Origin of the sequence: Streptomyces sp. NPDC012474 (assembly GCF_042955185.1) — a bacterium.
Classification (GTDB): Bacteria; Actinomycetota; Actinomycetes; order Streptomycetales; family Streptomycetaceae; genus Streptomyces; species Streptomyces cahuitamycinicus.
Window position 1 is genome coordinate 174664 of the sequence record NZ_JBIBEP010000002.1, and the last position, 24861, is coordinate 199524.

Genomic DNA, 24861 nt, shown 5'->3' on the forward strand with positions numbered 1-24861 from the left:
TGCACAAAGTTGAGTCTAGTGCACTCAAGGACGGTTCCGGGAGGCTCGGGGGTCTAAGTTCCGGGGCATGGCGACCAAGTACTCCGTCGACCCCGGCGCTCCGGACCCGTCGTTTCTCAGCTTCTGGCGGGAGCGGCACCTGTGCACCCTGACGACTCCCCGCCCGGACGGCACTCCGCATCTGGTACCCGTCGGGGTCACATACGATCCCGAGGCGCGTCTGGCTCGGGTGATCACCAACAGGGCGAGCGCGAAGGTGCGGTACGTGCGGGCGGCCGGGGACCAGGGGGCGGCCGTCGCCGTCTGCCAGCTGGAGGGCCGCCGCTGGGCGACACTGGAGGGCCGGGCCTTCGTCCACGACGAGCCGGACCGGGTGGCCGAGGCCGAGCGGCGCTACGCGGAGCGCTACGGCAGGATCCCGTCACCCAACCCGGCACGCGTGGTGATCGAGGTCCACCTGACGCGGGCGATGGGGCGAGGTTGAGCGAAGTGAAAATCCACACCGGTGATCGACTGGATCCGGCCACCGCCGAATGAGGTCGATACCCGGAAATGTCCCCGGAAACTGCAGCGGCGTCACCGTGTTCAGGTCACGGTGACGCCGCTGCGGGGGGAAGCACCTGAGCGATCTGTTACGACGGGGGAATCGCGTCAGGCACTGCGGGGGGTGGCAGAGATGGTCCTCGGGGCAGGGGAGTCGGCCTCCACCTGCTGGTGGTCCCTTTGGTCCAGGTTCACAAAGATCATTCCGTACCGTACGGCACATCGCACTGGCTGCGGCGCCCCCCGAGGCCGCCGCAGACACCGGTAAGCCCGTACGTCCTCGTCCTCGTCCCGTGTGACGACCACCGGCTCGCCGAACACGGTCACCATCAACGAGTCACCACTGTGGGGGATGGCGGTGACCAGGTCGATGAAGTGCCAGCCGGAGCGGTAGGCGGTGGCCATCTCGCGGCGGAAGGAGCGGTCGTCGGGTGGAGTGGTCACGGTCAGCTCCCGGATCCGGCTGCCCCGGAGCTCGGCCAGCTGCTGTTCTCCGCTCCGTGAGCGCTGTTCACGGCGACGGACGGCCAGCTGCTGTTCGCTTGAACATCATCCTTCACATCGGAGAAGCCACTCAGCACACCGAGGGCCACAACGGCGGAGAAGGCGGCGACAAGCACCGAGCGAAGCATTCTGTTACGCATAGTCGGCTTCGTCCTCACTTGAAGGTCCCCTTTTCCCCCGTCGAGTACGACGATGGCTCATTCGGGCACGTCATGGCCACACAATCGATGCATCATGTTCCTGCATGTTCAGGACCCTGGGGGGTGGAGATTTGACATCGAATCGGACTAAGGAGACACATCCCCATGCGATGACCCAGTGGTGCGACGAGGGCGGCCGTCTGTATGCCGCCGCACTGCGCGCCGGACGCATCGCACGCGAGGACGTGGCGCCCGCTCCGTGCCTGATGGAGTTCGCCCTGCTCCACCCCGACCCGGACGACCCGAGCTGGCTGCGGCCGGTGCCCCCCGCGGTCGCCCTGTCCCGGCGGCTCAACCCGCTGGAACAGGAGATAGCCGACCGCCGGCGCCTGGCGACCGGCCTCGCCGAGACCTTCGAGCCGTTCATGGCCCTGGGCACCCAGCTGGCCGCCACCAGTGACGCCATCACTGTGCTGGAAGGCGGCGAACGAATCAACGCCGCGCTCAACATGGCCACTTTCCAATGCCAGACGGAGATGCTCACCGTCCAGCCCACGGACCGGATGTCCGAGCGCAGCCTCCTGCTCGGCCTGGAGCGCGACCGGCCGCTGATCGAACGCGGCGTGCGCATCCGCACCCTGTACCAGCACACCGCCCGCTACAACCCCGAGCAGCTGGCCTACGCCGCCCAGCTCTCCAACGGCAAGGCGGAGTACCGCACCATCGACGAACTCGTCGAGCGCCTGATCATCTGCGACGAGTCCGTCGCCTTCATCCCCGCCCGCGACGATCAGCAAGTCGCCCTGGAACTGCGCCACCCCGGTCTGGTCCGCTACCTCATCAAGCTCTTCGAGTACTTGTGGGACCGGTCGGTTCCCCTCAGCACCGGCACACCGTACGAGACCGCCCGTGACGGCATCTCGGAGATCCAGTACTCCATAGCGAAGCTCCTGGTCGAAGGACACGTCGACGAGGCCATCGCCCGGCGCCTCGGCATGAACGTGCGCACCTGCCGGGCCCACATAGCCAAACTCGCGTCCGCCCTCGGCAGCGGCAGCCGCGCCCAACTGGGGTACCTCATCGCCCAGTCCGGCATCCTGAAGCAGGACGAGGAAGGAACCGCCGGTTGACCGCACGGGCCCGGCTCGGGGTTCTCATCGGACGCTCGGGGATTCTTGACCAGGAACGTTGAGGGGCGTGGTGGAGTGCTGCGGGCCGTCCAGGCCTGCCTGGGCGATGCGCACCCCCAGCTGCGTACGGCTCGCCGCCCCCAGCGTCTCGGAGAGGCGCGCGATGTGCGCCCGGCAGGTCCGGACGCTTATGCCCAGCCGTTCCGCGATGACGGCGTCCTGATGCCCTTCCGCGAGCAGCGCGGCGATCGACTGCTCCCGGTGGGAGATGCCCTCGATGCCGGTGTCGGGGAGCGGGGCCTTGAGGGGGATGGCCAGGCGCCACAGCCGGTCGAAGACCGTGACGAGGTACTCGACGATCGCCGGATGCCGTAGCTCAAGGGCCATCGTGCGGTCGGTGTTGGCGGGGATGAACGCCACCGTCCGGTCGAAGAGGATCAGCCGGTCGATCACCTCGTCCAGCGTGCGCGCCTCCACCGCGTCGCCCATCAGCTCCAGGTAGGTCAGCAGCCCCTGCCCGTGCCGGGCGACATGCGTGTACAGGTCCCGCATCCGCACGCCCCGGCCGCGCAACGCCAGCGCCCGGTGCAGGCCCTCGGAGAGCTCCGCCTCGCGGCGGATGCCGCCGGGCTGGACCGTGAGCACCTCGGCCGTGCACGCCCGGGTCGCCTCGTCCATCGCGGCCTGGATCCGGGCGAGTCCGTCCAGGACGCGAATGGCCGGGCCCTCCGCCGCCGGTGCGGCCGACCGCACCTGGTGGCCCAGCCCGGCGTACCACTCGACGGCCGTGACGGCCGAGCCCAGCCGCCGCTGGCTCGCGCTGACCTCGTCATACATCCCGCGCAGCAGCCGGGTCATGACCTCCTGCGGGGAGGTCGGCACCAGCCAGTCCATGTCGTCGGGGTCCGGATGCAGCAGGGCGAGTTCCAGCAGGCAGGGCACCGGATCCGCGTCCCGGCGCGGCACCCGGCCACGCCGTACGGCCCGGGAGTACACGCGGTCCCCGGTCTCGCACAGCCGGTCGGCACCATGGGGATGCTCATCCGCCCCGTGCCCGGCCATCGCCCATCCCACCCCCGGTTTCGCCGTCTTTCCGCAGCGCAACTATGCGCGGACGGGACGTGCTCCGCAACACGGCTCCCCGCGCGACGGCCACCGGAAACCACCGGTGCGCACCGGTATCTCCGGGCCTCGGACCGTCCTGTCGCGGCAGCCGGACAGGACGTGGGTGAACCGGCTCGATGCGCGCCGGGGGCGTGGCTACTTCGGGCCGATGGCGCGGCTACCGCTACCTCAGGCCGATGGCCCGACTACCGCTACCTCGGGCCGGTGGCGTGGCTACTTCAGGCCGATGGCCCGGCACGCCGCCTTGTACTCGGCCGTGCAGATGTCCGACAGCTTGTAGACGTCGTCCGCGACCACCGTGTCCTTGATGTTCTCCTTGGTGAGCGCGACCACCGGCACGAGCTGCGCCGGGATGCCCTTGTGGGTGGGGCTGTCGACCTTGTCGCGGGTGAGGGCGGCGAACTGGATGTCCCGGCCCTGGACCTTGGCGACGGCCATCTCCGCGGCGTTCTCCGCCTCCTGCGGGTAGGACTTGTACACGCTCATGTACTGCTCGCCGCTGATGATCCGCTGCACGGCCGGCAGCTCCGCGTCCTGCCCGGTGATCGGCGGCAGGTCGGTCACGCCGGCGGCCTCCAGCGCCTTGACGATGCCACCCGCCATGCCGTCGTTGGCGGAGTACACCGCCGCGATGTCGCCCTTGCCGATCTTCTCGATCGCGTCGGCCATGTTGGCCTGGGCGTTCTCCGGCTTCCAGTCCTTGGTGTCGAAGGACTCGGCGATCGTCACCTTGCCGTTCAGCTCGGACATCGCGCCCGCCTTGAACTGCTTGGCGTTCGGGTCCGTCGACGAGCCGTTCATCATGACGATCTTGTCGGAGAGGCTCGCGTCCTCGCCGATGGCCTCCAGCAGGGTGCGGCCCTGGACCTCGCCGACCAGTTCGTTGTCGAAGGAGATGTACGCGTCGATCGGGCCCTCGGCCAGCCGGTCGTAGGCGATGACCGGAATGCCGGCCTCCTTCGCCTTCTTCACGCCGCTCGCGATGGCCTTCGAGTCGACGGCGTCCAGCAGGATCACGTCGACCCGGTCGTCGATCATCTGCTGCATCTGGCTCGCCTGCTTTTCGGCGCTCGCCTCGGCGTTGGCGTACTCGACGCGGCCCTTGTCGTTGGTGAGCGACTCGACCTTCGTCTTGATGATCGGGTAGTCGAAGTTCTCGTACCGCGTGTTGGCCTTCTCCGGCAGCAGCAGCCCGACGGTGATGTCGTTGCCCTTCGCCGGGCTCGCGTCGTCACTGCTTCCCGTCGCGTTGAGCACGCCGCAGCCGGCGAGCGTGACGGAGATCGTGGCGGCTGCCATGGATATGGCCATACGACGCATGCGGGGGCTCACTTCGCGTGTGATTCGGACGTGGGCGCAGTTTTGGTGCCCATGTGACTGAAAAGCCAACGCGGGCGGGACCTCAGCGTCAAGCGGAACCACTTAACGAGATGACAACACCACGCTCCGCAGCAGTTGTGAAGACTCTGCGGAACCGGCTTCAAGTGGCGTGCACCACCTGGTCATCCACGGGAGGCCCCGCGAAACCGGGGCAAGGCCTGCACAAAGGACGAAAAGGGCCGGGAGTCACCTCCCGGCCCTTTCACGTGTGTGCTGCGTCAGTCGGACTGCTGCTGCCGCTTCGGCCGCCACACCACCAGCGCGCTGGTCTGCTGCACCTCCTGGTACGGCACCAGGTCGCGGCGGTACGACGCGTGCACCGCCGCCTCGCGCTGGCGCATCGCCGCCGCCGCGCCGTCGAGCGCGTCCTGCATCTCGGCCACCCGGGCCTGGAGCGCGGCGACCTGGTTCTCCAGTTCGATGATGCGCTTGATGCCGGCCAGGTTGATGCCCTCGTCCTGCGACAACTGCTGGACGGTGCGCAGCAGTTCGATGTCGCGGGCCGAGTAGCGCCGGCCCCGGCCCGCGGTGCGGTCCGGAGACACCAGCCCCAGACGGTCGTACTGGCGCAGGGTCTGCGGGTGCAGGCCGGACAGCTGGGCCGCCACCGAGATGACGTAGACCGGGGTTTCCTCGGTCAGTTCATACGGGTTGCGTCGACGACCGTCCATCTGACTCATGCTCCCTTCGCGGCCTGGAACAGATCCGCCCGCGGGTCCTCATCCGCGGTGGCCTCGCGATACGCCTCGAGCGCGTCACGAGCCTTCCCCGTCAGGTCCTTCGGAACACTCACCTCGACGGTGACCAGGAGGTCGCCGCGGGTGCCGTCCTTGCGGACCGCGCCCTTGCCCCGGGCGCGCATGGTGCGCCCGTTGGGCGTGCCCGGGGGCAGCTTCAGCGTGACGGGCGGGCCGCCGAGCGTCGGCACCCGCACCTCGCCGCCGAGGGCCGCCTCGGTGAAGGTGACCGGGACGGTGACGGTGAGGTTGTCGTCCTTGCGGCCGAACACCGCGTGGGAGTCGACGTGCACGACGACGTACAGATCGCCCGCCGGGCCGCCGCGCTCGCCCGGCGCGCCCTTGCCGCGCAACCGGATCCGCTGGCCGTCGCTGACGCCCGCGGGGATGCGCACCTGCATGGTCCGGGAGGACTTGGCCCGGCCGCTGCCCTTGCAGACCTCGCAGGCGTGCTCCGCGATCAGGCCGCGGCCCTTGCAGTCCGGGCAGGGGTCGGTGAGGGAGAAGCCGCCGCCGCTGCCCCGGGCGACCTGTCCGGTGCCGACGCAGGTCGGGCACACGCGCGGTGTGCCGTTCTTGTCGCCGGTGCCCGAACAGGCCTTGCAGGGCGACTGCGACGACATCCGCAGCGGGACCGTCGCGCCCTCGATCGCCTCCGTGAAGCTGAGCGTGACCTCGGACTCGATGTCCTGGCCGCGCCGGGGGTGCGTACGCGTCCCCGGGCCGCCAGCGCCGCCGCGGTTGAACAGGCCCCCGAAGACGTCACCGAGTCCGCCGCCGAAGCCGCCGGCTCCCTGGCCGCCGCCCTGAGGGGCACCGCCTCCGAAGAGGTCGCCCAGGTCGAAGTTGAAGGAGCCGCCCGCGCCGCCCGGCCCCGGGCGGAAGCCGCCGTTGCCGAAGAGGGCGCGCGCGTCGTCGTACTCCTTGCGCTTCTTGGGGTCGCCGAGGATGTCGTTGGCCTCGGAGATCTCCTTGAAGCGCTCCTCCGCCTTGACGTTGCCCGTGTTGGCGTCCGGGTGGAACTCGCGGGCGAGCTTCCGGTAGGCCTTCTTGATCTCGGCCTCGGTGGCGTCCTTGGGGACGCCGAGGACCTTGTAGTAGTCCTTCTCGATGAAGTCCTTGGTGCTCATCCCCGACGCCCCTCCTTCCCTTCGTTGATGACGTCAGCCCTCGTCCGGGCCACCGCTCTCCTTGTCGTCGGCTTCGGCGGACTCGTCCGCCTTGACCGTCTGCGCCCCCGGCTGGGGTTCGGCCACGGCCACCCGCGCGGGGCGGATGGTGCGCTCGCCGATCCGGTACCCGGGCTGCAGGATCGCGACGCACGTCGTCTCGGTGACATCCGGTGCGTAGCTGTGCATCAGGGCTTCGTGGATCGTCGGGTCGAAGGGCTCGCCCTCCTTGCCGAACTGCTGCAGGCCCATCTTCGCCGCGGTGCCCTCCAGCGACTCGGCGACGGACTTGAAGCCGCCGACCAGTTCGCCGTGTTCACGCGCGCGGCCGATGTCGTCGAGCACGGGCAGAAGCTCGGTCAGGAGGTTCGCGATGGCGATCTCCTTGACCGCGATCCGGTCGCGCTCGACGCGGCGGCGGTAGTTCTGGAACTCGGCCTGGAGGCGCTGGAGGTCCGCCGTGCGCTCGCTGAGCGCCGTGCGGGCCTGGTCCAGCTGGGCCACCAGGGCCGCGTCCTGGCCCGTGTCCCCGGCCGGGGCCGCCCCCTCCTCCGCGGAGGGGGAGGCGGCCTTCGGCTCGGCGTCGTCGGAGGTGGCGCCGGAAGGGACGTCGGGCTGCTGCTCGTCGAAGCCCGGGGTCTCCTCCGTCACGCGGCACCATCCTTCCGCTCGTCGTCCACGATCTCGGCGTCGACGACGTCGTCGTCGGCGGCCTTGGCACCACCGGCGTCGCCCGCGTCACCGGCGGGGCCACCGGCGGCCTGGGCCGCGCCCGCGTCCGCGTACATGGCCTGGCCGAGCTTCTGGGAGACGGCCGCGACCTTCTCCGTGGCGGTGCGGATCTCGGCGCTGTCCTCGCCCTTGAGCTTCTCCTTCAGCTCGGCGACGGCCTCCTCGACCTCGGTCTTGATGTCGCCCGGGACCTTGTCCTCGTTGTCCTTGAGGAACTTCTCGGTCTGGTAGACGAGCTGCTCGCCCTGGTTGCGGGACTCGGCGGCCTCGCGGCGCTTGTGGTCCTCCTCCGCGTACTGCTCGGCCTCCTGGCGCATGCGGTCGACCTCGTCCTTCGGCAGCGAGGAGCCGCCGGTGACGGTCATCTTCTGCTCCTTGCCGGTGCCGAGGTCCTTCGCCGTGACGTGCATGATGCCGTTGGCGTCGATGTCGAAGGACACCTCGATCTGCGGGACGCCGCGGGGCGCCGGCGGCAGACCGGTCAGCTCGAACATCCCGAGCTTCTTGTTGTACGCCGCGATCTCGCGCTCGCCCTGGTAGACCTGGATCTGCACGGACGGCTGGTTGTCCTCGGCGGTGGTGAAGATCTCGGACCGCTTGGTCGGGATCGTCGTGTTCCGCTCGATGAGCTTGGTCATGATGCCGCCCTTGGTCTCGATACCGAGGGACAGCGGGGTGACGTCGAGGAGCAGGACGTCCTTGACCTCACCCTTGAGGACACCGGCCTGCAGGGCGGCGCCGATGGCGACGACCTCGTCCGGGTTGACGCCCTTGTTGGCGTCCTTGCCGCCGGTCAGCTCCTTGACGAGCTCGGCGACGGCGGGCATCCGGGTCGAGCCGCCGACCAGGACGACGTGGTCGATCTCGCTGATGGAGATGCCGGCGTCCTTGATGACGTTGTGGAACGGCGTCTTGCAGCGCTCCAGCAGGTCCGCGGTCAGCTGCTGGAACTGGGCGCGGGTGAGCTTCTCGTCGAGGTGCAGGGGGCCCTCGGCGGAGGCGGTGATGTAGGGCAGGTTGATCGACGTCTCGGTGGACGAGGACAGCTCGATCTTCGCCTTCTCGGCGGCCTCGCGCAGACGCTGCAGGGCCATCTTGTCCTTGCCCAGGTCCACGCCGTGGCCGGACTGGAACTGCTGGACCAGGTAGTCGACGACGCGCTGGTCCCAGTCGTCACCACCGAGGTGGTTGTCACCGTTGGTGGCCTTCACCTCGACGACGCCGTCGCCGATCTCCAGCAGCGAGACGTCGAAGGTGCCGCCACCGAGGTCGAAGACCAGGATGGTCTGGTCGTCCTTGTCGAGGCCGTACGCCAGGGCGGCCGCGGTGGGCTCGTTGACGATGCGCAGCACGTTCAGACCGGCGATCTCACCGGCCTCCTTCGTGGCCTGGCGCTCGGAGTCGTTGAAGTACGCCGGGACGGTGATGACCGCGTCGGTCACCTTCTCACCCAGGTAGGACTCGGCGTCCCGCTTGAGCTTCTGGAGCACGAAGGCGCTGATCTGCTGCGGGTTGAAGGGCTTCCCGTCGAGCTCGATCTTCCAGTCCGTGCCCATGTGGCGCTTCACGGAGCGGATGGTCCGGTCCACGTTCGTGACCGCCTGGCGCTTGGCCACCTCTCCGACGAGCACCTCACCGTTCTTGGCGAAGGCGACGACGGACGGCGTGGTCCTGGCGCCCTCGGCGTTGGTGATGACGGTGGGCTCGCCGCCCTCCAGAACGCTGACGACGGAATTAGTCGTGCCCAGGTCGATGCCGACCGCACGTGCCATGGTTGATTCCTCCAGCTGACTTGAGTGGAACGGACTCAAGTGTGCACGACGGCCCCCAACCGGTCAACAGAGCTGAGTCGAGCAGGCTCAACTCTTATCCGTTCCTTACACGCAATGGGGCGACGACCTGCGAAGATACGGTGCGTCGACGTCCGTGTACAGAGACACGGGAGAGGGCGAGCACCATCACGAGCGCCCCTCCCACCACCCACCACAGGGCACCGGCCCCGATCCGGCCGGCATGCGCGAGTACCCCGACGAGCATCCCCGACAACGCCCCGGTTCCCAGCAGCACACACGCCCCCGGCGCGGTCAGCCCGAGCCGCCGCAGCCGGTGCGCGAGATGATCGGGCCCACTGCGGAGCACCCCCCGCCCGCCCAGCCGCCGCGCCCCGAGCACGAGCACGGCGTCGGCACCCACCAGGGCGGTCAGCGCGAACAGCACCCCCGCACTCTCCGCGACCCCGAACCCGGCCCGGGCGTACACGGCTCCCACGGCGATCACGAAGCCCGCGGACATGGACCCGCAACTGCCCAGCGCCACGCGCGCGGGATGCCAGTTGTGCAGCAGGAACCCGGTCAGGGCGGCGGCCAGGACGCTCATCAGCCCCGCGACCCCGTCCATCACCTCGACGGCCGCACAGGCCGCCACCCCGAAGGCGGCGACGACCCCGGCCGTACCGGCGAGCCCGTCGGCGTGATCGAGCCCCCGCAGCCCGAACACCACCGCCACGACCCACGCGACGGCCAGCAGCCCGGCCCCCACCCCCGTCTCCCCGTACGGCACGACACACGCGGCCGCCACGCCGGTACCGGCGACCAGGACCCGCCGCCGCAGCCGCCACACGTCGTCGACGAGCCCGAGCAGAGCGACGGCACCCGCGGCGACGAGCATCCCCCGCGTGCCGTCGGCCGGTGGTGCGACACCCAGCCACTCCCCCGCCCCCACGACCAGCCCGGTGACGAGCACGACGGCGACACCCCCGGACAACGGCACGTCACGCTGCCGCCGCCGCTCGACCAGCCGCAGCCGCAGGGCCGGGGCCCGCAGGGCGGCCGCGAGCAGGACGGTGAGGAGAAGGGCGGTGGCGGCGGCACTGATCCCGTAGAGCACGGTTATAAGTTAGGCGGGACTATGACATTTCGGTATGAATAACACGGATGAATAACACGGCAGAAGCACGACCTCATCCCGGCCGGATCGCGATCTCACCCCGGCCGGATCGACGACCTCACCCTGGCCGGATCGCGATCTCATCCAGGCCGGATCCGGTCGGTTTCTGAGGCAACCCTCAGCGATTCAGATCACTGCCCACCCGGCTACAGTGCGGCGGAGGATGAGGGTAGTCTCAGACGGACTGCATAAGTTACCGCTTAGTAATGTCGGGGAACCTGGAGAATGACAGGTCACCCCGCCGAAACCCCTCGCAGGCCCGAGGAGCCCTCATGCAACTCGCCGCGATCATCGTGTCGCTGGTTCTGACCGTGGTCGGCGTCGCGCTGCTCGCACGCGCGACCGGCCAGTTCGTCCGGTACTTCAAGCTGGGCCAGCCGGTCCCGGCCGGTACCCGGACCGACAACCCCTACCAGCGCAGCGTGACGCTGGTGAAGGAGTTCCTCGGCCACACGCGTATGAACCGCTGGGGCATCGTCGGTGTCGCCCACTGGTTCGTCGCCGTGGGCTTCCTGACCCTCCCGCCGACCCTCGCCCAGGCCTTCGGCCAGCTGTTCCAGGCCGACTGGGTGCTGCCGGTCATCGGTGAGTTCCTGCCGTTCGAGATGTACATCGAGTTCATCGGCGTGATGACGGTCCTGGGCATCGCGGTGCTCATCGCGATCCGCCTGCTGAACCTGCCCAGCCGTCCGGGCCGCAAGTCCCGCTTCGCCGGCTCCAAGGCAGGCCAGGCGTACTTCGTCGAGTACGTCATCCTCACCATCGGCCTGGCGATCTACGTCCTGCGGGGCCTGGAGGGCGCGCTCCACCACGTCGACCACTACGAGGCGTCGTACTTCGCGTCGTACCCGCTGGTCCTCGCCTTCAAGGGCCTGTCGGTCACGGCGCTGCAGAACCTGGTCTACCTGGTCGCGATGATCAAGATCGGCACCTCGTTCGTCTGGATGATCGTCGTGTCGCTCAACACCAACATGGGTGTCGCCTGGCACCGCTTCCTGGCGTTCCCGAACATCTGGTTCAAGCGCGAGGCGAGCGGCGGCACGGCCCTCGGCGCGCTCCAGCCGATGACCTCGGGCGGCAAGCCGATCGACTTCACCGACCCGGGCGACGACGACGTCTTCGGTGTCTCCCAGGTCGAGCAGTACTCCTGGAAGGGCCTGCTGGACTTCTCCACCTGCACCGAGTGCGGCCGCTGCCAGTCGCAGTGCCCCGCCTGGAACACGGGCAAGCCCCTCTCCCCCAAGCTGCTCATCATGTCCCTGCGGGACCACGCGCACGCCAAGGCGCCGTACCTGCTGGCCGGTGGCGGCAAGACGATGGAGGGCGAGGAGAAGGCGTCGGCCGAGGCCCTCAAGGACGTCCCGGCGTCCGCGCTGGCGGAGGCCGAGCGCCCGCTGGTCGGCACGCTGGAGGAGAACGGCGTCATCGACCCGGACGTCCTGTGGTCCTGCACCACCTGCGGCGCCTGCGTCGAGCAGTGCCCGGTGGACATCGAGCACGTCGACCACATCGTCGACATGCGCCGCTACCAGGTGATGATCGAGTCGTCGTTCCCGTCCGAGGCGGGCACGATGCTCAAGAACCTGGAGAAGAAGGGCAACCCCTGGGGCCTGGCGAAGAAGCAGCGCCTGGAGTGGCTCAAGGAGGTCGACTTCGAGGTCCCGGTCGTCGGCAAGGACATCGAGGACCTGTCCGAGGTCGAGTACCTGTACTGGGTCGGCTGCGCCGGCGCCCTGGAGGACCGCGCCAAGAAGACCACCAAGGCCTTCGCGGAGCTCCTCCACATCGCGGGCGTCAAGTTCGCGATCATGGGCGGCGACGAGAAGTGCACCGGTGACTCCGCCCGGCGTCTGGGCAACGAGCCCCTGTTCCAGGAGCTCGGCATGGAGAACGTCATGGCGCTGAACATGGCGTTCGGCGAGGAGACGGACGACGACGGCAAGGTCACGCCGGAGTCGGCGAAGCCCAAGTCGGCCAAGAAGATCGTCGCCACCTGCCCGCACTGCCTCAACACCATCGGCAACGAGTACCCGCAGCTCGGCGGCGACTACGAGGTCATCCACCACACGCAGCTGCTCCAGCACCTCGTCGACGAGGGCAAGCTGATCCCGGTCACGCCGGTCGAGGGCATCATCACGTACCACGACCCCTGCTACCTGGGCCGCCACAACAAGATCTACACGCCGCCGCGCGACATCATCGCGAGCGTCCCCGGCATCCGCAACGAGGAGATGCACCGTCACAAGGAGCGCGGCTTCTGCTGCGGTGCCGGTGGTGCGCGGATGTGGATGGAGGAGCGGATCGGCAAGCGCATCAACAACGAGCGCGTCGACGAGGCCCTCTCCGTCAACCCGGACATCGTCTCGACGGCCTGCCCGTTCTGCCTGGTCATGCTCACGGACTCGGTCAACGGCAAGAAGAACGAGGGCAAGGCGAAGGATTCCATCACGGTCGTGGACGTCGCCCAGCTCCTGCTGGACTCGGTGAAGACGCCGGTCCCGGCGGAGTCCGCCGACGACGACTCGGACGACGACGACGAGCCGCCGGCGGGCACGTCGGACTCGGAGAACGCACCGGAGCCGGAGCCGGTGAAGTAGGCGGTCCCCGCGGTTCGTCCGACTGCTGCGACGCCCCCTGTTCCGAGTCATCGGGCGGGGGGCGTCGGCGTTCCCCCTACGGCTTACGGCCCGGGCTCCCGGCTCTCGGCTCCGGGATCCCGCCCTTCGGCTCCGGGACCCTGCCCGTCGGCTCCCGGCTCCCGCCCTTCGGCTCCCGGCTCCCGGATCCCGGATCCCCGGCTCTCTGCAACGCGGAGGATGTCCCGCAGGGCCTCCGTGAGGCGCTCGGCCAGGAAGCGGAGTTGCACCTCGGTGGCATCGGGGAGCAGGTCCTCGGCGTGGGCGAGGAGTTGGACGCCCATGTCGAGCTGGGTCGTTTCGGTGACGTCGGCCAGCCGGGACAGCCGTCCTCCACGCTCGTCGGTGATCAGGTAGCTCGCCTTGCCCTCAGGGCCGGACCAGGGCAGGAGACGCGCTGCGCGCAATCGCGGCCCTCCTCCGGGCTGTGGCGATTCCAAACCCGCGCTCATCAAGCGACCTCCGTCCGCTCGATCCAGCAGGATCCCGGCAGGTCCGGTCTCAACGACACAGCGGTCAGCTCATGACGCCTTCGGCGTTGCTCGTGAGCGGCAAGGTAGGGGCGCACGGTGACGGTGGAAGCGCCGTCGAGAAGAGTGTTCAGCCCGTACGGACTGCGGTGTGCGGGAAGCGGCGCCCACTCGGGGAAAGGTGCGGCGGGCGTGGTCCCCGGTGGATGAGCGGTGGCGCGTCGTCTACGGGAAGGAGGGGCCAAGAGCCCCACCCACACCAGGAGACTGCGGATAAAGTCGAGCACGTCATCAGCTCCGATCGGCTTCGCTGGTGGCCACGCCCCCGGACGGCTCCACCCGTCGCGGGGGTTCTGCGTTTTGCAGTCGCGGTCTACCGCAGTCTACTGCGGTCGCGCGGTCTACCGCAGAGTTTTAGCGTCCACTGCATGAGTCCCGAGCTTGATCGCACCCGTCCGGTCTGGCGGCAGGTAGCCGCAGTCATCGCCGATCGCATCGCTGACGGGTCGTACCCCGTGGGCAGTCGGGTGCCGTCCGTCGTCGAACTGTCCACCGAGTTCGGCATCGCCGCCTCGACCGCGCAGAAGGCGTTGACTCACCTCAAGACGGAGGGACTCGTCCGGGCCGAGGTCGGACTGGGGTCGTTCGTCGCGGAGCGCTCCGAGAAGCCCGCGGACGAGGAGGGGGTGTAGGCGGAGGCGTTGTGGCGGTCGGGCGCCTGGGGCGTCGAATCGCGTGAGGGGGTCGACGGTGTTTCCCACTCGTCTGGGGTGAGGTACTCCCAGACGTCGTTCACCGAGATGTCGTTCACCGTGATGTCGTTCTCGGTGGCGATCTTCTCAGGGGCCAGCAGGGAAGCGGCTTCCAGCAGCTTGGGGACGTCCATGCCCTGATTGAAGCTCATCGACGAAGGCGTCAATGGCGTCGAGCGTGACGGTTATGACCCGGTGCAGCTCCGGTCGGAGATCATGCCCTGCTCGGCGGGCCGGGGCACTGGGCGCCGGCCCGCCTCGGGGTCAGCGACCCACCCTCACGACCTCCGACGTCGCGCCGCGGAACGACTCCGTCTTGTCGAACTGCGCACGGTAGTGGCCCCGCCGCCCGTCGGTGACGTCCGCTGAGAAGGCGTGCCCCTCACCGGACCAGCTGGCCTGCACCGTCGCCAGGTCCGTCCACCGCTTGCCGTCCCGCGAGTGCTGGATGCGCACCGGGATCTCCGCGGGCGTCCAGCCGTCGGGGAAGTCCATCGCACCCTCGACGTGCACGCCACCGTCCTCGCTGCGGGTGGCCGAGAACGAGGTGAACACCGAGGCGCGCAGGACGGTGATCTCGGCGCTGTTGGCGGAGGCTGGGGCGATGAACGGGTCGTCGCTGTGCGAGGCCACGCGGAAGGTACCGGTCTCCCCCGGGGTGTGGGCGAAGGTGGCGGACTTGCCGTCCGCTCCGGTGGTGAAGTAGCCGACACTCGCCCAGTGCGTGCCGGAGGAGGCCTCGTAGAGGACGCCACCGCTCTGGCCCTCGAAGGGGACCCAGCCCTGCGCGGTCTCGCGCTCCAGCGTCCCCGTGACGGTGACCTGCTCTCCGAAGTCGATCGTCCGTGCTTCCACCGGGGTCTCGAACGTCCAGCGCGTGGCCACCTGACGGATGTCGATCGAGGTCGAGGCGGACTCGCCGTACACGACGTACGGGTTGGCGTTGTCGTGGCGGTAGACGGCCTGGACCGGCACCGCGTCGTTGACGGTGACCGTGCCGGAGAAGCGGCCCTGCGCGTCGGTGCGGACGGTGTTCTCCGTCCAGTTGTCGACGTCGAGGTCCACCCGGTGGTCCGCGAGGGGCTTCAGCTCGCGGGTCGCCGGCCAGCGTCCCTTCAGGGTGCCGTCGACGCGCACCTCGCGGTGGTCGGTGTCGATCTCCGTGCGGTCGGGGTGCACATCCTCGAACACCGCCGCGACGTAATAGGCGAGCGTGCCCGCGGAGTTGTCGACACCGCGGTCGCCGTCGGCGTCCGTGGCCTCGATGCGGACGGTGTAGCTGCCCAGGCCGGGAAGGTCCAGGGGCTTCTCCGTGCGCCACACTCCGTTGTCCGCCGTGCCGGAGACGAGACCGAAGGCGTCGGTCTCCACCACGGCGACCTCCTGCTCCGTGGCCGCGGAGACGAGATGGGCCCGGATGCCCGTGATGGCGCTGTCGGAGCTGATGCCGACCTCCAAGGTGCCGAGATCGCCCGAGGCGCTGTGCGCGTACCGCACATCAGGAGCCTGCGTGTCCGCGGCGTTCGCCGCCGGCGCGGTGGTCACCAGAAGCGCGACGACACCAATGGCGGCCGAGGCCGCCCGAGTTCTGAACAAGGTCCCCCCCACAGGGATGCGTCGAAGCCGCTTCCACGGCTGAACGCCTTTTCTATCGCACGGCGTTGGCGGCAGTCGTGTGGGTTTCCGAGTGGATCAGCGACGGTGACCTGGGCGAACCACGGGTAACCGGTCGCGGTGCGAAGTGGTGATACAGGGGGCGCAGATGGGGGCGCTCGATATTCGCGAATGCACCCGGTCCGACGATTCAAGCGCCACCTCCCCTTCTCAGTTTGTGAAGATCATCAAGTCCTACACGTTGCCAGGCATCGCAGTTGAGGCCGCGTCAGCCGCCAACCAGCGTTGCTCTCGCCACACTTCACGTATCGAAACAGTAAAGAGGGTTCCGTTCAGCGAATTTTTGTTGAACCATGAAGGTCCACAAATGAGGGGGGTTTGTGAAGATCACCGGTTGCGCTTTGCGCACGGTCGGGCAAGGGGGCCCGACCGTCCGGTGACGCGGTGATGGTGCCGTTCCCACGCCGCTTCTCACGCAGTACCACGCCACGGCCGCCTGCCTCAGGAACAGGTTCGGCCGTACTTCAGGGGTGAGGAATCCACCATGCACATATGTGTGCTGGGGCAGGGCTATGTCGGCCTGCCCCTGGCCGTGAGGGCCGCCGAGGTCGGGCACACCGTCACCGGCTACGAGCCAGACCGGGCGCGCTGCGAGGCACTGGCCGCCGGGTCGTCGTACGTCGAGGACATCGGCGACGACCGGCTTCAGGCGGTGCTCGGCTCGGACACGTACTACGCGAGCTCCGATCCACAGGACCTCAAGGGGTTCGACGTCGCGGTCATCACCGTGCCCACGCCGCTCACCGACCGGGCCCCGGACCTGAGTTGTGTACGGGACGCCGGCCGCGTGCTCGCCGAGTGGATCGAGCCGGGCGCCACCGTCGTGCTCGAATCGACGACCCACCCCGGCACCACCCGTGACGTGCTCGTACCGCTGCTCGAGGAGGGCTCCGGCCTCGTCGCCGGGCGGGACTTCCACGTCGGGTTCAGCCCGAGCGCATCGACCCCGGCAACGCCGACTGGGGCCTGGAGAACACGCCGAAGATCGTCGCCGGGCTGACCGAGGGCTGTCTGGAGCGCGTGAAGGCCTTCTACGACACCGTCACCGACGTCACCGTCCCCGCCTCCGGACTCGAAGAGGCCGAGCTGGCCAAGGTGTTCGAGAACACTTACCGGCACGTCAACATCGCGCTGGTCAACGAACTTTCGCGGATGGCCCACACGCTCGGCGTGGACGTCTGGCACACCCTGGAGCTGGCCGCGACCAAGCCCTTCGGGTTCACGAAGTTCCTGCCCGGGCCCGGGGTCGGCGGTCACTGCCTGCCCATCGACCCGGTCTACCTCAGCCACCACGTCAAGGCACGGCACGGGCAGACCTTCCGGCTCATCGAGCTGGCCCAGGACATCAACGAGAGCCAGCCGGACTACGTGGTGCGGCGGCTGCAGGACGCCCTCAGCCGGCGGTTCCGGCGGAGTGTGCACGGGGCGCGGATCCTCGCACTCGGCGCCACGTACAAGCCGGGCACCTCGGACGCCCGTCAGTCACCGGCCGTCGAAGTCATCGACCGGCTGCGGCAGATGGGGGCGGAGGTCACCGTCGCGGATCCGTATCTGCCGGAGGCGGAGGGGGCTTGCCGGGAGATTCCGTTCGAGTCGGCGACAGGGACGGCAGCGACCCTCTCCGACTTCGAGGCCGTCGTCCTGCTCACCCCGCACCCCGAATTCGACCTCGTCCGGCTCGCCGCCGAGGCCCCTTACGTGCTCGACACCCGCGGCGTCATGGCCGACGCACCACACATCGAACGGCTCTAGAGAGCCCCGGAAGGAAAGCAGGGACAACATGTACGGACAGAACGGTGTGGGCGCGGCGATCGGAACCGCCACGGGCGGAGCGGCCCTGGCGGCGACCGGCGGAACGGCGCTCGGATGGATCGTGCTCGCGGCGATGCTCCTCGTGATCGGTGGTGTCGCGGTGTTCCGCACGGCGACCCGCGGCAAGCGAGTGACCGCTTGAGCGCGTTCCACGACCGTGCGCCGCGGGTGAGGCTCACCGTGGTGACCGCTGTGGTGGTGGCGGCTCTGGCCGCTGCCACCGTGGTGGTGCACGCCCAGTCGAAGAGCCCGATCCTGACGTTCTACTGGTGGCTGGGCGTGGCCGTGATCGTGCTGTGCCTCGTGTCGTTCCTGAAGGGCCGGTCCTTCACGCACCTCCCGGTGGCCCCGGGCCGGACCGTGGCGATCATCCCGGCCTTCGAGGAACCCACGGAGAACCTGCACCGCACGGTGCGGTCGCTGCTGGCTCAGACCCACCCGATCGACGAGATCCACGTCATCGACGACGGCTCGCGGCAGCATCCCGTCGAGCCCTTCGACCACCCCCGGGTCTTCTGGCACCGGCAGGAGAACAAGGGCAAGCGCGGGGCCCAGGTCACCGTGCTGCGGCACCTCCAGGAGCAGCACAAGCACTTCGAGTACGTGCTCACCATCGACTCCGACGGCGAGCCCTTCCCGGACGCGCTGGAGCAGCAGCTGCGCGCCATGAGCAACCCGCGCATCCAGGCCACCACCGGCATGATCTACGTCCGCAACTTCGAGGAGACCTGGGTCTCCCGGGCCGCGGACATCGACATCGGCACCTCGTGCGTGATGATGCGCTCCTCGCGCTCCATGCTCGGTGCCCTGGAGACAACCTCGGGCGCCCTGGCTCTCTACCGGGCCGAGCTGCTCTACGACCACCTCGACGCCTATGAGGTGGAGTGCGGCACGGGCGACGACCGCTGGCTGGCGCTCAGGGCGCTCATGCGCGGTGAGGTCGTGGCCGTGAACGAGGCCGGGGTCGTCACCGACATGCCGACTACGCTGCAGAAGACCTACCGGCAGCGGCTGCGGTGGGCCCGCTCGTGGTGGTGGATGCTGCCGTTCGTGTACGCGCGGCTGTCGCCGAAGCAGCTCATATCGCCGACGTTCGGGCTGCTCCAGCTTGTCATCACGCCGGTGATGCTGGCCTGGATCGTCGTCATGACGCTCCTGACGCTGGGCGGGCGATACCACAACCCCGGGATCGCCCTGGTGTATCTCGCCGTGTACCTGGTGGTGCGCTTCGGCCAGTCCGGGCTCTACGTCCTGATGCGCCCGGACATGACCGCCCGGCAGCGCTGGCGCTCCTGGCTCGTCGGCACCCCGGCGGCCGTGTTCATGAACATCGTGCTGCTGTGCCCGACGCGGTACTGGGCCCTGTTCAAGCTGCGCGACAACGCATGGCAGTCGCGGGGGCTGACGGCGAAGACGGCGCTGCCCGCGGGACGGCACCGAGCGCCTGCGGACAAGCCGATCGGGGCATGAGCGCCCACGTCCCGTCCGGCCCACGGCACGGGTCGCTGGGTTCATCTGGATGCTCGCAGGTGTCCGCGCCAGGGCGAGGGGGCCGGGCCGCCGGGCCGCCGGGTCGCCGGGTCGCCGGGTCGCCGGGTCGCCGGGTCGCCGGGTCGCCGGGTCGCCGGGTCGCCGGGTCGATCATCCATGCTCAGAGGCGTCTATTTCGCCGCTGGGCGTCTCTGGTGGTGAGTTGGCGGGGCCCGAGTCGGACCGGGTCAGCCGCGGGGGGACCCAGGCGTGGTGCCGAAGGATCATGTGCGCTGCTACGCGGGAGGGTGTCAGCCGCATCGCCGTGTTGCGCAGAGTCACGGCCAGTGGGTGGGAGAGCTGCTGGCCCATCCGCCCGGCCTGCCGAGCAGCACGCGCGACCGCCTGGCTGCGCGGCCGGCGCTCGGCGTCGTAGCGGGCGAGCGCGGATTCGACGGTGGACTCGGCGGCGAGTGCGGCGGCCAGGGTGACCGCGTCCTCCAATGCCTGGCAGGCACCCTGGCCGAGGTGAGGGGTCATCGCGTGTGCCGCGTCACCGAGCAGCGCGATCCGGCCGACCGTGTACGAGAGGAGCGGCGTGCGGATTTCGTTGACGTCATGGTGCAACACGGCGGCAGGCCGGGTCGCGTCGAACAACGCCGGGACCGGGTCGTGCCAGCCACGGAACCGTCGGCGCAGCTCGGCCAGCGGGTCGGCGAACCGCACCCCGGCGGGCATGTTGAGGACGGCGTGCCATTCGGCCCTCCCGTCACGAAGGGCAATGTGCCCGAACTCCGACCCGTGCCCCCAGGTCAACTCGAAGTCGTTACGCAGTTCGACCGTCTGCTCGGTGATGGCTCGCAGCACCGTCGAGCCGCTGTAGACCGGTCCGGGGTGGGCTGGGAAGACAAGGCTGCGCACCTTGCTGCCGATGCCGTCGGCGGCCACCACCAGATCGGCGTCAAGGACCGTGCCGTCACAGCCGACTCGAACCGTCTCAGAGCCGATCTGCCGGACCGAGTCGGCCTCGGAGCCGATCAGCAGTGCCTCGGTGGGCAGGGCCTCGCGAAGCAGCCGGTGCAAGGTGGAGCGAGGGATGCCCATGATCGGCGTGCCCACCGCCTGTTCCAGCACCGCGCCGTCCATCCGGGCCAGCCAACCGCCTCGCGGACGCGGCTCTCGACGCACTCGCCGACGAAGGGATCCGCGGCCTGACCCACCGGGCAGTCGACCGTAGAGCGGCCCTGCCGCCAGGTACCACATCTGCGTACTTCCGCACCCGGGCCGCGCTGCTCACCGCACTCGTCACGCACCTGGTCCAACTCGACCAGGATGAACTGCAGACAATCGCCGAGCACCTCCCTCCCGTCCGCACGGCCGAGGAACTGGTGGACGGCATGGTGTTGCTCACTCGGCGGCGCCTTACCGGCGCAGGCCGCCGCCGCTCACTCGCCCGGTACGCCTGCGCCGTGGAGAGCGTCCGCGACCCTGAGCTGCGCGAGATCCTCGTCCCCCGCGAGAACGCCGGCCGGGAGGCCGTCCGGCTGTTCCTCGCCGGTCAGGGCGTGACGGATGTCGAAAGCCGTACACACACCCTGCTGACCTGCATCGACGGGCTGGTCTTCGACCGGCTGGTGAGCGGCGGTGAAGTGCCGCGCGAGCCCTTGGAGGGCCTGGTCACCGCCGCCCTGCGCCAGGACCCGGCCCTCCACGTTCGACCCGAGTAGCCACGGTGGAGAGCCGAGTCGACCTAGCCGCACGCCACAGGCGCCCACTGGCGCGGGACGTCGATTGTCCCTGTCGGTACGCCGAGCCCGGTCACCGGCTCAGTCGTGCCCCCATGGCCGTAGTGCGCAGGCGGCCCAGGAGAAGCTGCGCAGTCGAGCCTGTTCGACGAGGGTGGCTGTGTCGCCGTAGCTGAGGTTGAGGTGACGGCCGAGAACGACGATGACCACGGTGCCTGCGCCTGCCGCTTTCAGGGCCGCAGCCGCGGACTGGGCGTGGTGGCCTGTGGTCCAGGTGTCGTCGACGAGCAGCACATTCTCGCCCCAGAGCGCCGAAGAGGTGTAGCGCGACGAGGAACCCCTACGGCCGAGGGCTGCCGCCTCTGACGTCGGAGTGAGCATGTCGCGATAGCGCCCGCGTGTCGCGCCGACCATGTCCGCGACCATGGTGCGCAGAGGGTGCGACTCCCGGCCGCAGGTGCTGGGCACCGTAGTCACGACACTGAAGCCGGGTACGGCGCAGTGGGCCGCGATGCAGGATTCATGGAGGGCGAGAAAGCGCCACAGGACGGCTGCCAGACCCGTGCGGAAGTGGTGCTGCTGCGCACCACTGGTGTTCTTGTAGCGCCACAACTCGTTGGCGTACTGCTCGTTCTTCAGCGCCAGGCTCACCGGAACCACGGCATCCGCGACCCTCGAGCCTAAGATCCTCCTGGCCTCCTGGCACTGCCAGCAGGTGGGGTAGCCGGGCTTTGCCGTGCCGCGGCAGACCTGACAGACGCCTGGTCCCGGCAGCAGCGGGTGTACGAGAAAGTTCGCGTAGCGGGCGGACAGCTCGGAAACGGTTGCCACGCGGTACGCCTGTCTATGCCCAGGTGAGCTCGCCCGTGGTGGGGACGAGCGAGTCGAGTTGGCTGAAGACGTCATCAGGACCGTCGATGACGGTGGTGTTGGGCCGGCTCGCGTACTCCCGCGCCCATTCGTGCGTCATGAGAGAGCGCATGAGGAATACGCGGCGTCCATGTTCAAGCGCCAGGCGTGCCTGCATACGAGCGCCGCTGCGGTACGCCGCCTCCACCACCACGGTGGCGAGGCTGTATCCACTCATCACAGCGTTACGCATGGGGAATGACACTTTCGAGGGCGGTGCGTCAGGCCAGAACTGGGAGACCACAAGCCCCCGCTCGACGATTTCTCTCTGCAGGTCGGCGTTCTGCGCCGGGTAGGTTCGCCGGAGGCCGGTGCCGATGACGGCGACCGTGCGTCCGCCGACAGCGAGGGCCGTGCCGTGTGCGGCGGTGTCGATTCCGGCGGCCAGGCCGCTGACAACGGTGACGCCACGCTCGGCCAGCCCGCCCGCGATGGCACGGGCATGTGCGATGCCCTCCGGGCTGGGGGCACGCGTACCGACGACCGCGACCCGAAGGTCGTCCTCGACGGGCGTTCCCCGAAGGAACAGGAACGGCGGACGCTGGTGGACCAGCCTCAGGTACAGCGGGTAATCGTCGTCCAGGATCGTCACCAGCCGCATGCCCTCGTGCTCCCAGGCCGAGATCTCCGCGGCGACGGAGTCCAGATCCACGGCAGGACCGGTGTCGAACAGGGCGCTCTGCCCCGAGGCGTCAACGGCATGCTCGAGAACGTCGCGGGCGCTTCCGACCGACTCGATCTGGTCGGTCAGCTCGGGCCAGGGCCGGTCGCCACGCCGCAGCAATGCGACGAGGGCGGCTCGCTCCAGCTCGTGGTCCATGTCGCAAGTATAGGAAGAACGTCCGCGGCAGCCGGTCACTCGCGGATTCGGGGTCACTCGCGGATTCGGGGCTCGCTCGGCGTCGGCGGAGAGGATGAGCGCAGTCCGATGAGTTTCCGGCGCGGGAGCGGTCATGCAAACGCAAGGCAGTCCCAGTGCCCCGGCCCTTGGAGCCCAGGAGCGCACCCGTGCGGCTGGAGCCGCTCACCGGGCAGGACCGCATGACCTCGGTCGACATGCGGTACCGGCCGACGACCGCCGGACCCTCACCCCGACGACCGCCGGCCCCTCACCGCACACCCCGAGCAGCACCGGAAATCAACCGAACTCACGTACAACCCTTACGCCCCTCCGCAGGTCTCTTGATCGCCGACCAGCCGTGAACGCCCGGACAACTCCCGGCGAACACGGACGACCCGGCCCTCCATCGACTGTGGATGTCCGCCAGGCATCCCCCGCATGCAGCAGGAGACCCGCATGCAGCAGCACGAGCGCCCCTGCGGGCGCCGGCACGTGTCCGCCACCGGCGCCCGGCAGCTGAAGGCCGGTGTCATCACCGGCGCGGTCCTCTACCTGCCGTCCGACGGCACGAGGATCACCGCGACCGGTTCGCGCACCGTCTCCCCGAGCGCCTCGGGCGTCTCGACGACGGGCTACCCGAACTTCGGCGCCAACTTCGCCGACTGAGACGCCCCCGCATCTCCCGGGCCGGGCCTTCCAGGTCCGGCCCTCTCCCACCCGGAGCCCCACCTTGCGCAAGCGCACCCTCCTGCCGGCCGCCGCCCTCGCCACCGGCCTCCTCTCCGCCACCCTGGCCGCCCCGGCCACCGCCGCCCCCTCCGGCCTCGCCGGGGACTTCAACGGCGACGGATACCGCGACCTGGCGGCCGGCGCCGCCTGCACCGACGTCGGCTCGGCCTCCTGCGCCGGCGCGGTCGTCGTGCTGTACGGCTCGGCGTCCGGGGTCTCGGCCGCCCGCAAGGCCGTCATCACCCAGAACACCGCCGGGGTGCCCGGCACCGCCGAGTCGGGCGACCTGTTCGGCTCCGCCCTGGCCACCGGAGACCTGGACCGGGACGGCTACTCCGACCTCGTCGTCGGCGCCTCCAACGAGAGCATCGGCGACCGGGACGGCATCGGCTCCGGCACGGTTCTGTGGGGCGGCAAGTCGGGTCTGACCAGCGGCAAGGGCCTGCCGCAGCCGTCGACGCTGTCCGAGTACGGCAACTTCTCCCGGGGCATCGCGACCGGCGACTTCGACGGCGACGGCGACACGGACGTCACGCTCACCGGCCAGAGCCACACCCGTATCTACCGCGGCCCCTTCACCCGGGCCGCGGGCCCCTCGTCCCACTCCGTCGTCGGTGAGGTCGGCACGACGTTCGAGGTCATCGCCGGTGACATGACCGGCGACGGCGCGGCCGAACGCGTCTACCCGTTCAACGTGGACGGCGACACCGGCGGCCAGATCGACTACTTCCGCTGGACCGGCACGACGTACAAGATGGCCGATCTGCCGAACGCCGACGGCTACCCCGGTTCCATCGGCGACATCAACCGCGACGGCTACGGCGACCTCGTCCTCGGCGACCACACGGACCCGTACGACCTCAAGCCCGGCGGCCACAAGGGCGGGCAGATCACCGTCTGGTACGGCGGCCCGAACGGCCCCGACCCGGCGCAGCAGCCGTCCGTCGTCCACCAGGACACCGCGGGCGTGCCCGGCGCGGGCGAGACCGGGGACGGCTTCGGCAGCGCGGTGAGCACCGGCGACATCAACGGCGACGGGTACGCCGACGTCGTGGTCTCCGCCCCGGGCGAGGACGTCGGCTCGGCGAGGGACGCGGGCTCGGTGACCGTGCTGTTCGGCTCCGCCACCGGCCTGAAGACCAGCAGCGGCGTGAAGTCGTACACCCAGAACACCGCCGGGGTGCCCGGCTCCGCCGAGTCCTGGGACCGTTTCGGTTCCGCGGTCGGCCTGACCGACGTGACGAAGGACGGCAGGGCGGACCTGGTGGTCGGCGTCGACGGCGAGAACTCCACCGGCGGCCTGTGGACCCTGCGCGGTTCCGCCTCCGGCCTGACCACGAGCGGCGCCCAGGGCATCACGGCCACCGCCGTCGCCCTGAAGCCCGGCACCGGCTTCGGCTCCGTCGTCGCCCAGTGA

Annotated in this window: 22 protein-coding genes and 2 pseudogenes; 10 read left to right on the plus strand and 14 right to left on the minus strand. The window is 69.5% G+C overall.

The annotated features are described in order from the left end of the window. Window positions 1–67 precede the first annotated feature (67 nt). Entirely contained in the window at window positions 68–484 is a 417-nt protein-coding gene (locus ACFY9S_RS05575) for a TIGR03618 family F420-dependent PPOX class oxidoreductase (protein ID WP_391123363.1), read from the plus strand. A gap of 167 nt (window positions 485–651) precedes the next feature. Here ACFY9S_RS05575 and ACFY9S_RS05580 read toward each other — a convergent pair whose 3' ends face one another. Then, window positions 652–987 (minus strand): hypothetical protein, encoded by a 336-nt coding sequence (locus ACFY9S_RS05580; RefSeq protein ID WP_031142435.1) that lies wholly within the window; start codon window positions 985–987, stop codon window positions 652–654. 370 nt (window positions 988–1357) lie between these two features. Between ACFY9S_RS05580 and ACFY9S_RS05585 the strand changes: the two genes are divergently transcribed. Further along, window positions 1358–2317: a helix-turn-helix transcriptional regulator gene (locus ACFY9S_RS05585; protein WP_391123367.1), complete on the plus strand. Its 960-nt coding sequence runs from the start codon at window positions 1358–1360 to the stop codon at window positions 2315–2317. Between the two features lie 24 nt (window positions 2318–2341). Here ACFY9S_RS05585 and ACFY9S_RS05590 read toward each other — a convergent pair whose 3' ends face one another. The 7 genes from ACFY9S_RS05590 to ACFY9S_RS05620 all read right to left on the minus strand — a co-directional run bounded on the left by ACFY9S_RS05590 (window position 2342) and on the right by ACFY9S_RS05620 (window position 10346). After that, complete coding sequence (locus tag ACFY9S_RS05590) at window positions 2342–3379, minus strand: LuxR C-terminal-related transcriptional regulator (protein WP_391123370.1); 1038 nt, start codon at window positions 3377–3379, stop codon at window positions 2342–2344. Between the two features lie 276 nt (window positions 3380–3655). Next, entirely contained in the window at window positions 3656–4741 is a 1086-nt protein-coding gene (locus ACFY9S_RS05595; protein ID WP_391123373.1) for a substrate-binding domain-containing protein, read from the minus strand. Between the two features lie 299 nt (window positions 4742–5040). Beyond that, on the minus strand, window positions 5041–5493 hold the full coding sequence (locus ACFY9S_RS05600; RefSeq protein WP_033310108.1) for a heat shock protein transcriptional repressor HspR: 453 nt from the start codon (window positions 5491–5493) through the stop codon (window positions 5041–5043). A gap of 5 nt (window positions 5494–5498) precedes the next feature. Continuing rightward, a complete protein-coding gene (dnaJ, locus tag ACFY9S_RS05605) occupies window positions 5499–6689 on the minus strand; it encodes a molecular chaperone DnaJ (RefSeq protein ID WP_391123377.1) in 1191 nt (396 codons plus the stop codon). 33 nt (window positions 6690–6722) lie between these two features. Then, window positions 6723–7379, minus strand: a complete 657-nt coding sequence (gene grpE, locus ACFY9S_RS05610; RefSeq protein ID WP_391123379.1) for a nucleotide exchange factor GrpE — start codon at window positions 7377–7379, stop codon at window positions 6723–6725. Next, window positions 7376–9232 carry a molecular chaperone DnaK gene (gene dnaK / locus ACFY9S_RS05615; RefSeq protein WP_391123382.1) on the minus strand — a complete coding sequence of 619 codons (1857 nt, stop codon included), beginning with the start codon at window positions 9230–9232 and terminating at the stop codon, window positions 7376–7378. The genes grpE and dnaK overlap by 4 nt, the downstream gene beginning before the upstream one ends. A 94-nt stretch (window positions 9233–9326) precedes the next feature. Continuing rightward, on the minus strand, window positions 9327–10346 hold the full coding sequence (locus ACFY9S_RS05620) for an MraY family glycosyltransferase (RefSeq protein WP_391123385.1): 1020 nt from the start codon (window positions 10344–10346) through the stop codon (window positions 9327–9329). A gap of 332 nt (window positions 10347–10678) precedes the next feature. Between ACFY9S_RS05620 and ACFY9S_RS05625 the strand changes: the two genes are divergently transcribed. Continuing rightward, complete coding sequence (locus ACFY9S_RS05625; RefSeq protein WP_391123388.1) at window positions 10679–13003, plus strand: heterodisulfide reductase-related iron-sulfur binding cluster; 2325 nt, start codon at window positions 10679–10681, stop codon at window positions 13001–13003. An 83-nt stretch (window positions 13004–13086) separates the two neighbouring features. On the opposite strand, the gene ACFY9S_RS05630 is transcribed toward ACFY9S_RS05625, so the two are convergent. Continuing rightward, on the minus strand, window positions 13087–13449 hold the full coding sequence (locus ACFY9S_RS05630; RefSeq protein WP_391123391.1) for a hypothetical protein: 363 nt from the start codon (window positions 13447–13449) through the stop codon (window positions 13087–13089). Window positions 13450–13940: 491 nt separating this feature from the next. On the opposite strand from ACFY9S_RS05630, the gene ACFY9S_RS05635 reads away from it, so the two are divergent. After that, window positions 13941–14204, plus strand: coding sequence for a GntR family transcriptional regulator (locus tag ACFY9S_RS05635; protein ID WP_391123394.1), 264 nt, complete (start codon window positions 13941–13943; stop codon window positions 14202–14204). Here the strand turns inward: ACFY9S_RS05635 and ACFY9S_RS05640 are convergent. Both ACFY9S_RS05640 and ACFY9S_RS05645 read right to left on the minus strand, forming a co-directional pair. Beyond that, complete coding sequence (locus ACFY9S_RS05640; protein WP_391124285.1) at window positions 14108–14398, minus strand: hypothetical protein; 291 nt, start codon at window positions 14396–14398, stop codon at window positions 14108–14110. The two genes, ACFY9S_RS05635 and ACFY9S_RS05640, sit on opposite strands and share 97 nt — an antisense overlap. 130 nt (window positions 14399–14528) lie before the next feature. Continuing rightward, window positions 14529–15809, minus strand: coding sequence for a hypothetical protein (locus ACFY9S_RS05645; RefSeq protein ID WP_391123397.1), 1281 nt, complete (start codon window positions 15807–15809; stop codon window positions 14529–14531). A 613-nt stretch (window positions 15810–16422) separates the two neighbouring features. Here ACFY9S_RS05645 and ACFY9S_RS05650 point away from each other — a divergent pair. The 3 genes and pseudogenes from ACFY9S_RS05650 (at window position 16423) to ACFY9S_RS05660 (ending at window position 19220) form a co-directional block, all read left to right on the plus strand. After that, window positions 16423–17690, plus strand: a pseudogene (locus ACFY9S_RS05650) (nucleotide sugar dehydrogenase). Window positions 17691–17718: 28 nt separating this feature from the next. Then, the gene (locus ACFY9S_RS05655) at window positions 17719–17892 is read left to right on the plus strand and encodes a hypothetical protein (RefSeq protein ID WP_391123400.1); all 174 of its coding nucleotides are present in this window, start codon (window positions 17719–17721) and stop codon (window positions 17890–17892) included. A gap of 41 nt (window positions 17893–17933) precedes the next feature. Beyond that, window positions 17934–19220, plus strand: coding sequence for a glycosyltransferase (locus ACFY9S_RS05660; RefSeq protein WP_391123403.1), 1287 nt, complete (start codon window positions 17934–17936; stop codon window positions 19218–19220). Between the two features lie 249 nt (window positions 19221–19469). Here the strand turns inward: ACFY9S_RS05660 and ACFY9S_RS05665 are convergent. After that, window positions 19470–20390, minus strand: a pseudogene (locus ACFY9S_RS05665) (FAD-dependent monooxygenase); the annotation flags it as partial. 32 nt (window positions 20391–20422) lie between these two features. On the opposite strand from ACFY9S_RS05665, the gene ACFY9S_RS05670 reads away from it, so the two are divergent. Beyond that, window positions 20423–20947: a TetR family transcriptional regulator C-terminal domain-containing protein gene (locus ACFY9S_RS05670; protein WP_391124227.1), complete on the plus strand. Its 525-nt coding sequence runs from the start codon at window positions 20423–20425 to the stop codon at window positions 20945–20947. A gap of 99 nt (window positions 20948–21046) precedes the next feature. On the opposite strand, the gene ACFY9S_RS05675 is transcribed toward ACFY9S_RS05670, so the two are convergent. Both ACFY9S_RS05675 and ACFY9S_RS05680 read right to left on the minus strand, forming a co-directional pair. Then, window positions 21047–21616, minus strand: coding sequence for a hypothetical protein (locus tag ACFY9S_RS05675; RefSeq protein WP_391123406.1), 570 nt, complete (start codon window positions 21614–21616; stop codon window positions 21047–21049). 193 nt (window positions 21617–21809) lie between these two features. After that, window positions 21810–22694: a DNA-processing protein DprA gene (locus ACFY9S_RS05680; protein WP_102912452.1), complete on the minus strand. Its 885-nt coding sequence runs from the start codon at window positions 22692–22694 to the stop codon at window positions 21810–21812. 477 nt (window positions 22695–23171) lie between these two features. On the opposite strand from ACFY9S_RS05680, the gene ACFY9S_RS05685 reads away from it, so the two are divergent. Then, window positions 23172–23381, plus strand: a complete 210-nt coding sequence (locus ACFY9S_RS05685) for a hypothetical protein (RefSeq protein ID WP_391124288.1) — start codon at window positions 23172–23174, stop codon at window positions 23379–23381. Between the two features lie 64 nt (window positions 23382–23445). Next, a complete protein-coding gene (locus ACFY9S_RS05690; RefSeq protein ID WP_391123409.1) occupies window positions 23446–24861 on the plus strand; it encodes an FG-GAP-like repeat-containing protein in 1416 nt (471 codons plus the stop codon).

What these genes read in the sequence shown, in the direction of transcription:
- ACFY9S_RS05625 (WP_391123388.1), top strand. Translation starts at nt 10,679, where the DNA reads ATGCAACTCGCCGCGATCATCGTGTCGCTGGTTCTGACCGTGGTCGGC.
- ACFY9S_RS05575 (WP_391123363.1), top strand. Translation starts at nt 68, where the DNA reads ATGGCGACCAAGTACTCCGTCGACCCCGGCGCTCCGGACCCGTCGTTT.
- dnaJ (WP_391123377.1), bottom strand. Translation starts at nt 6,689, where the DNA reads ATGAGCACCAAGGACTTCATCGAGAAGGACTACTACAAGGTCCTCGGC.
- ACFY9S_RS05585 (WP_391123367.1), top strand. Translation starts at nt 1,358, where the DNA reads ATGACCCAGTGGTGCGACGAGGGCGGCCGTCTGTATGCCGCCGCACTG.
- dnaK (WP_391123382.1), bottom strand. Translation starts at nt 9,232, where the DNA reads ATGGCACGTGCGGTCGGCATCGACCTGGGCACGACTAATTCCGTCGTC.
- ACFY9S_RS05590 (WP_391123370.1), bottom strand. Translation starts at nt 3,379, where the DNA reads ATGGCCGGGCACGGGGCGGATGAGCATCCCCATGGTGCCGACCGGCTG.
- ACFY9S_RS05595 (WP_391123373.1), bottom strand. Translation starts at nt 4,741, where the DNA reads ATGGCAGCCGCCACGATCTCCGTCACGCTCGCCGGCTGCGGCGTGCTC.
- ACFY9S_RS05640 (WP_391124285.1), bottom strand. Translation starts at nt 14,398, where the DNA reads ATGGACGTCCCCAAGCTGCTGGAAGCCGCTTCCCTGCTGGCCCCTGAG.
- ACFY9S_RS05655 (WP_391123400.1), top strand. Translation starts at nt 17,719, where the DNA reads ATGTACGGACAGAACGGTGTGGGCGCGGCGATCGGAACCGCCACGGGC.
- ACFY9S_RS05635 (WP_391123394.1), top strand. Translation starts at nt 13,941, where the DNA reads ATGAGTCCCGAGCTTGATCGCACCCGTCCGGTCTGGCGGCAGGTAGCC.
- ACFY9S_RS05680 (WP_102912452.1), bottom strand. Translation starts at nt 22,694, where the DNA reads ATGGACCACGAGCTGGAGCGAGCCGCCCTCGTCGCATTGCTGCGGCGT.
- ACFY9S_RS05685 (WP_391124288.1), top strand. Translation starts at nt 23,172, where the DNA reads ATGCAGCAGCACGAGCGCCCCTGCGGGCGCCGGCACGTGTCCGCCACC.
- ACFY9S_RS05600 (WP_033310108.1), bottom strand. Translation starts at nt 5,493, where the DNA reads ATGGACGGTCGTCGACGCAACCCGTATGAACTGACCGAGGAAACCCCG.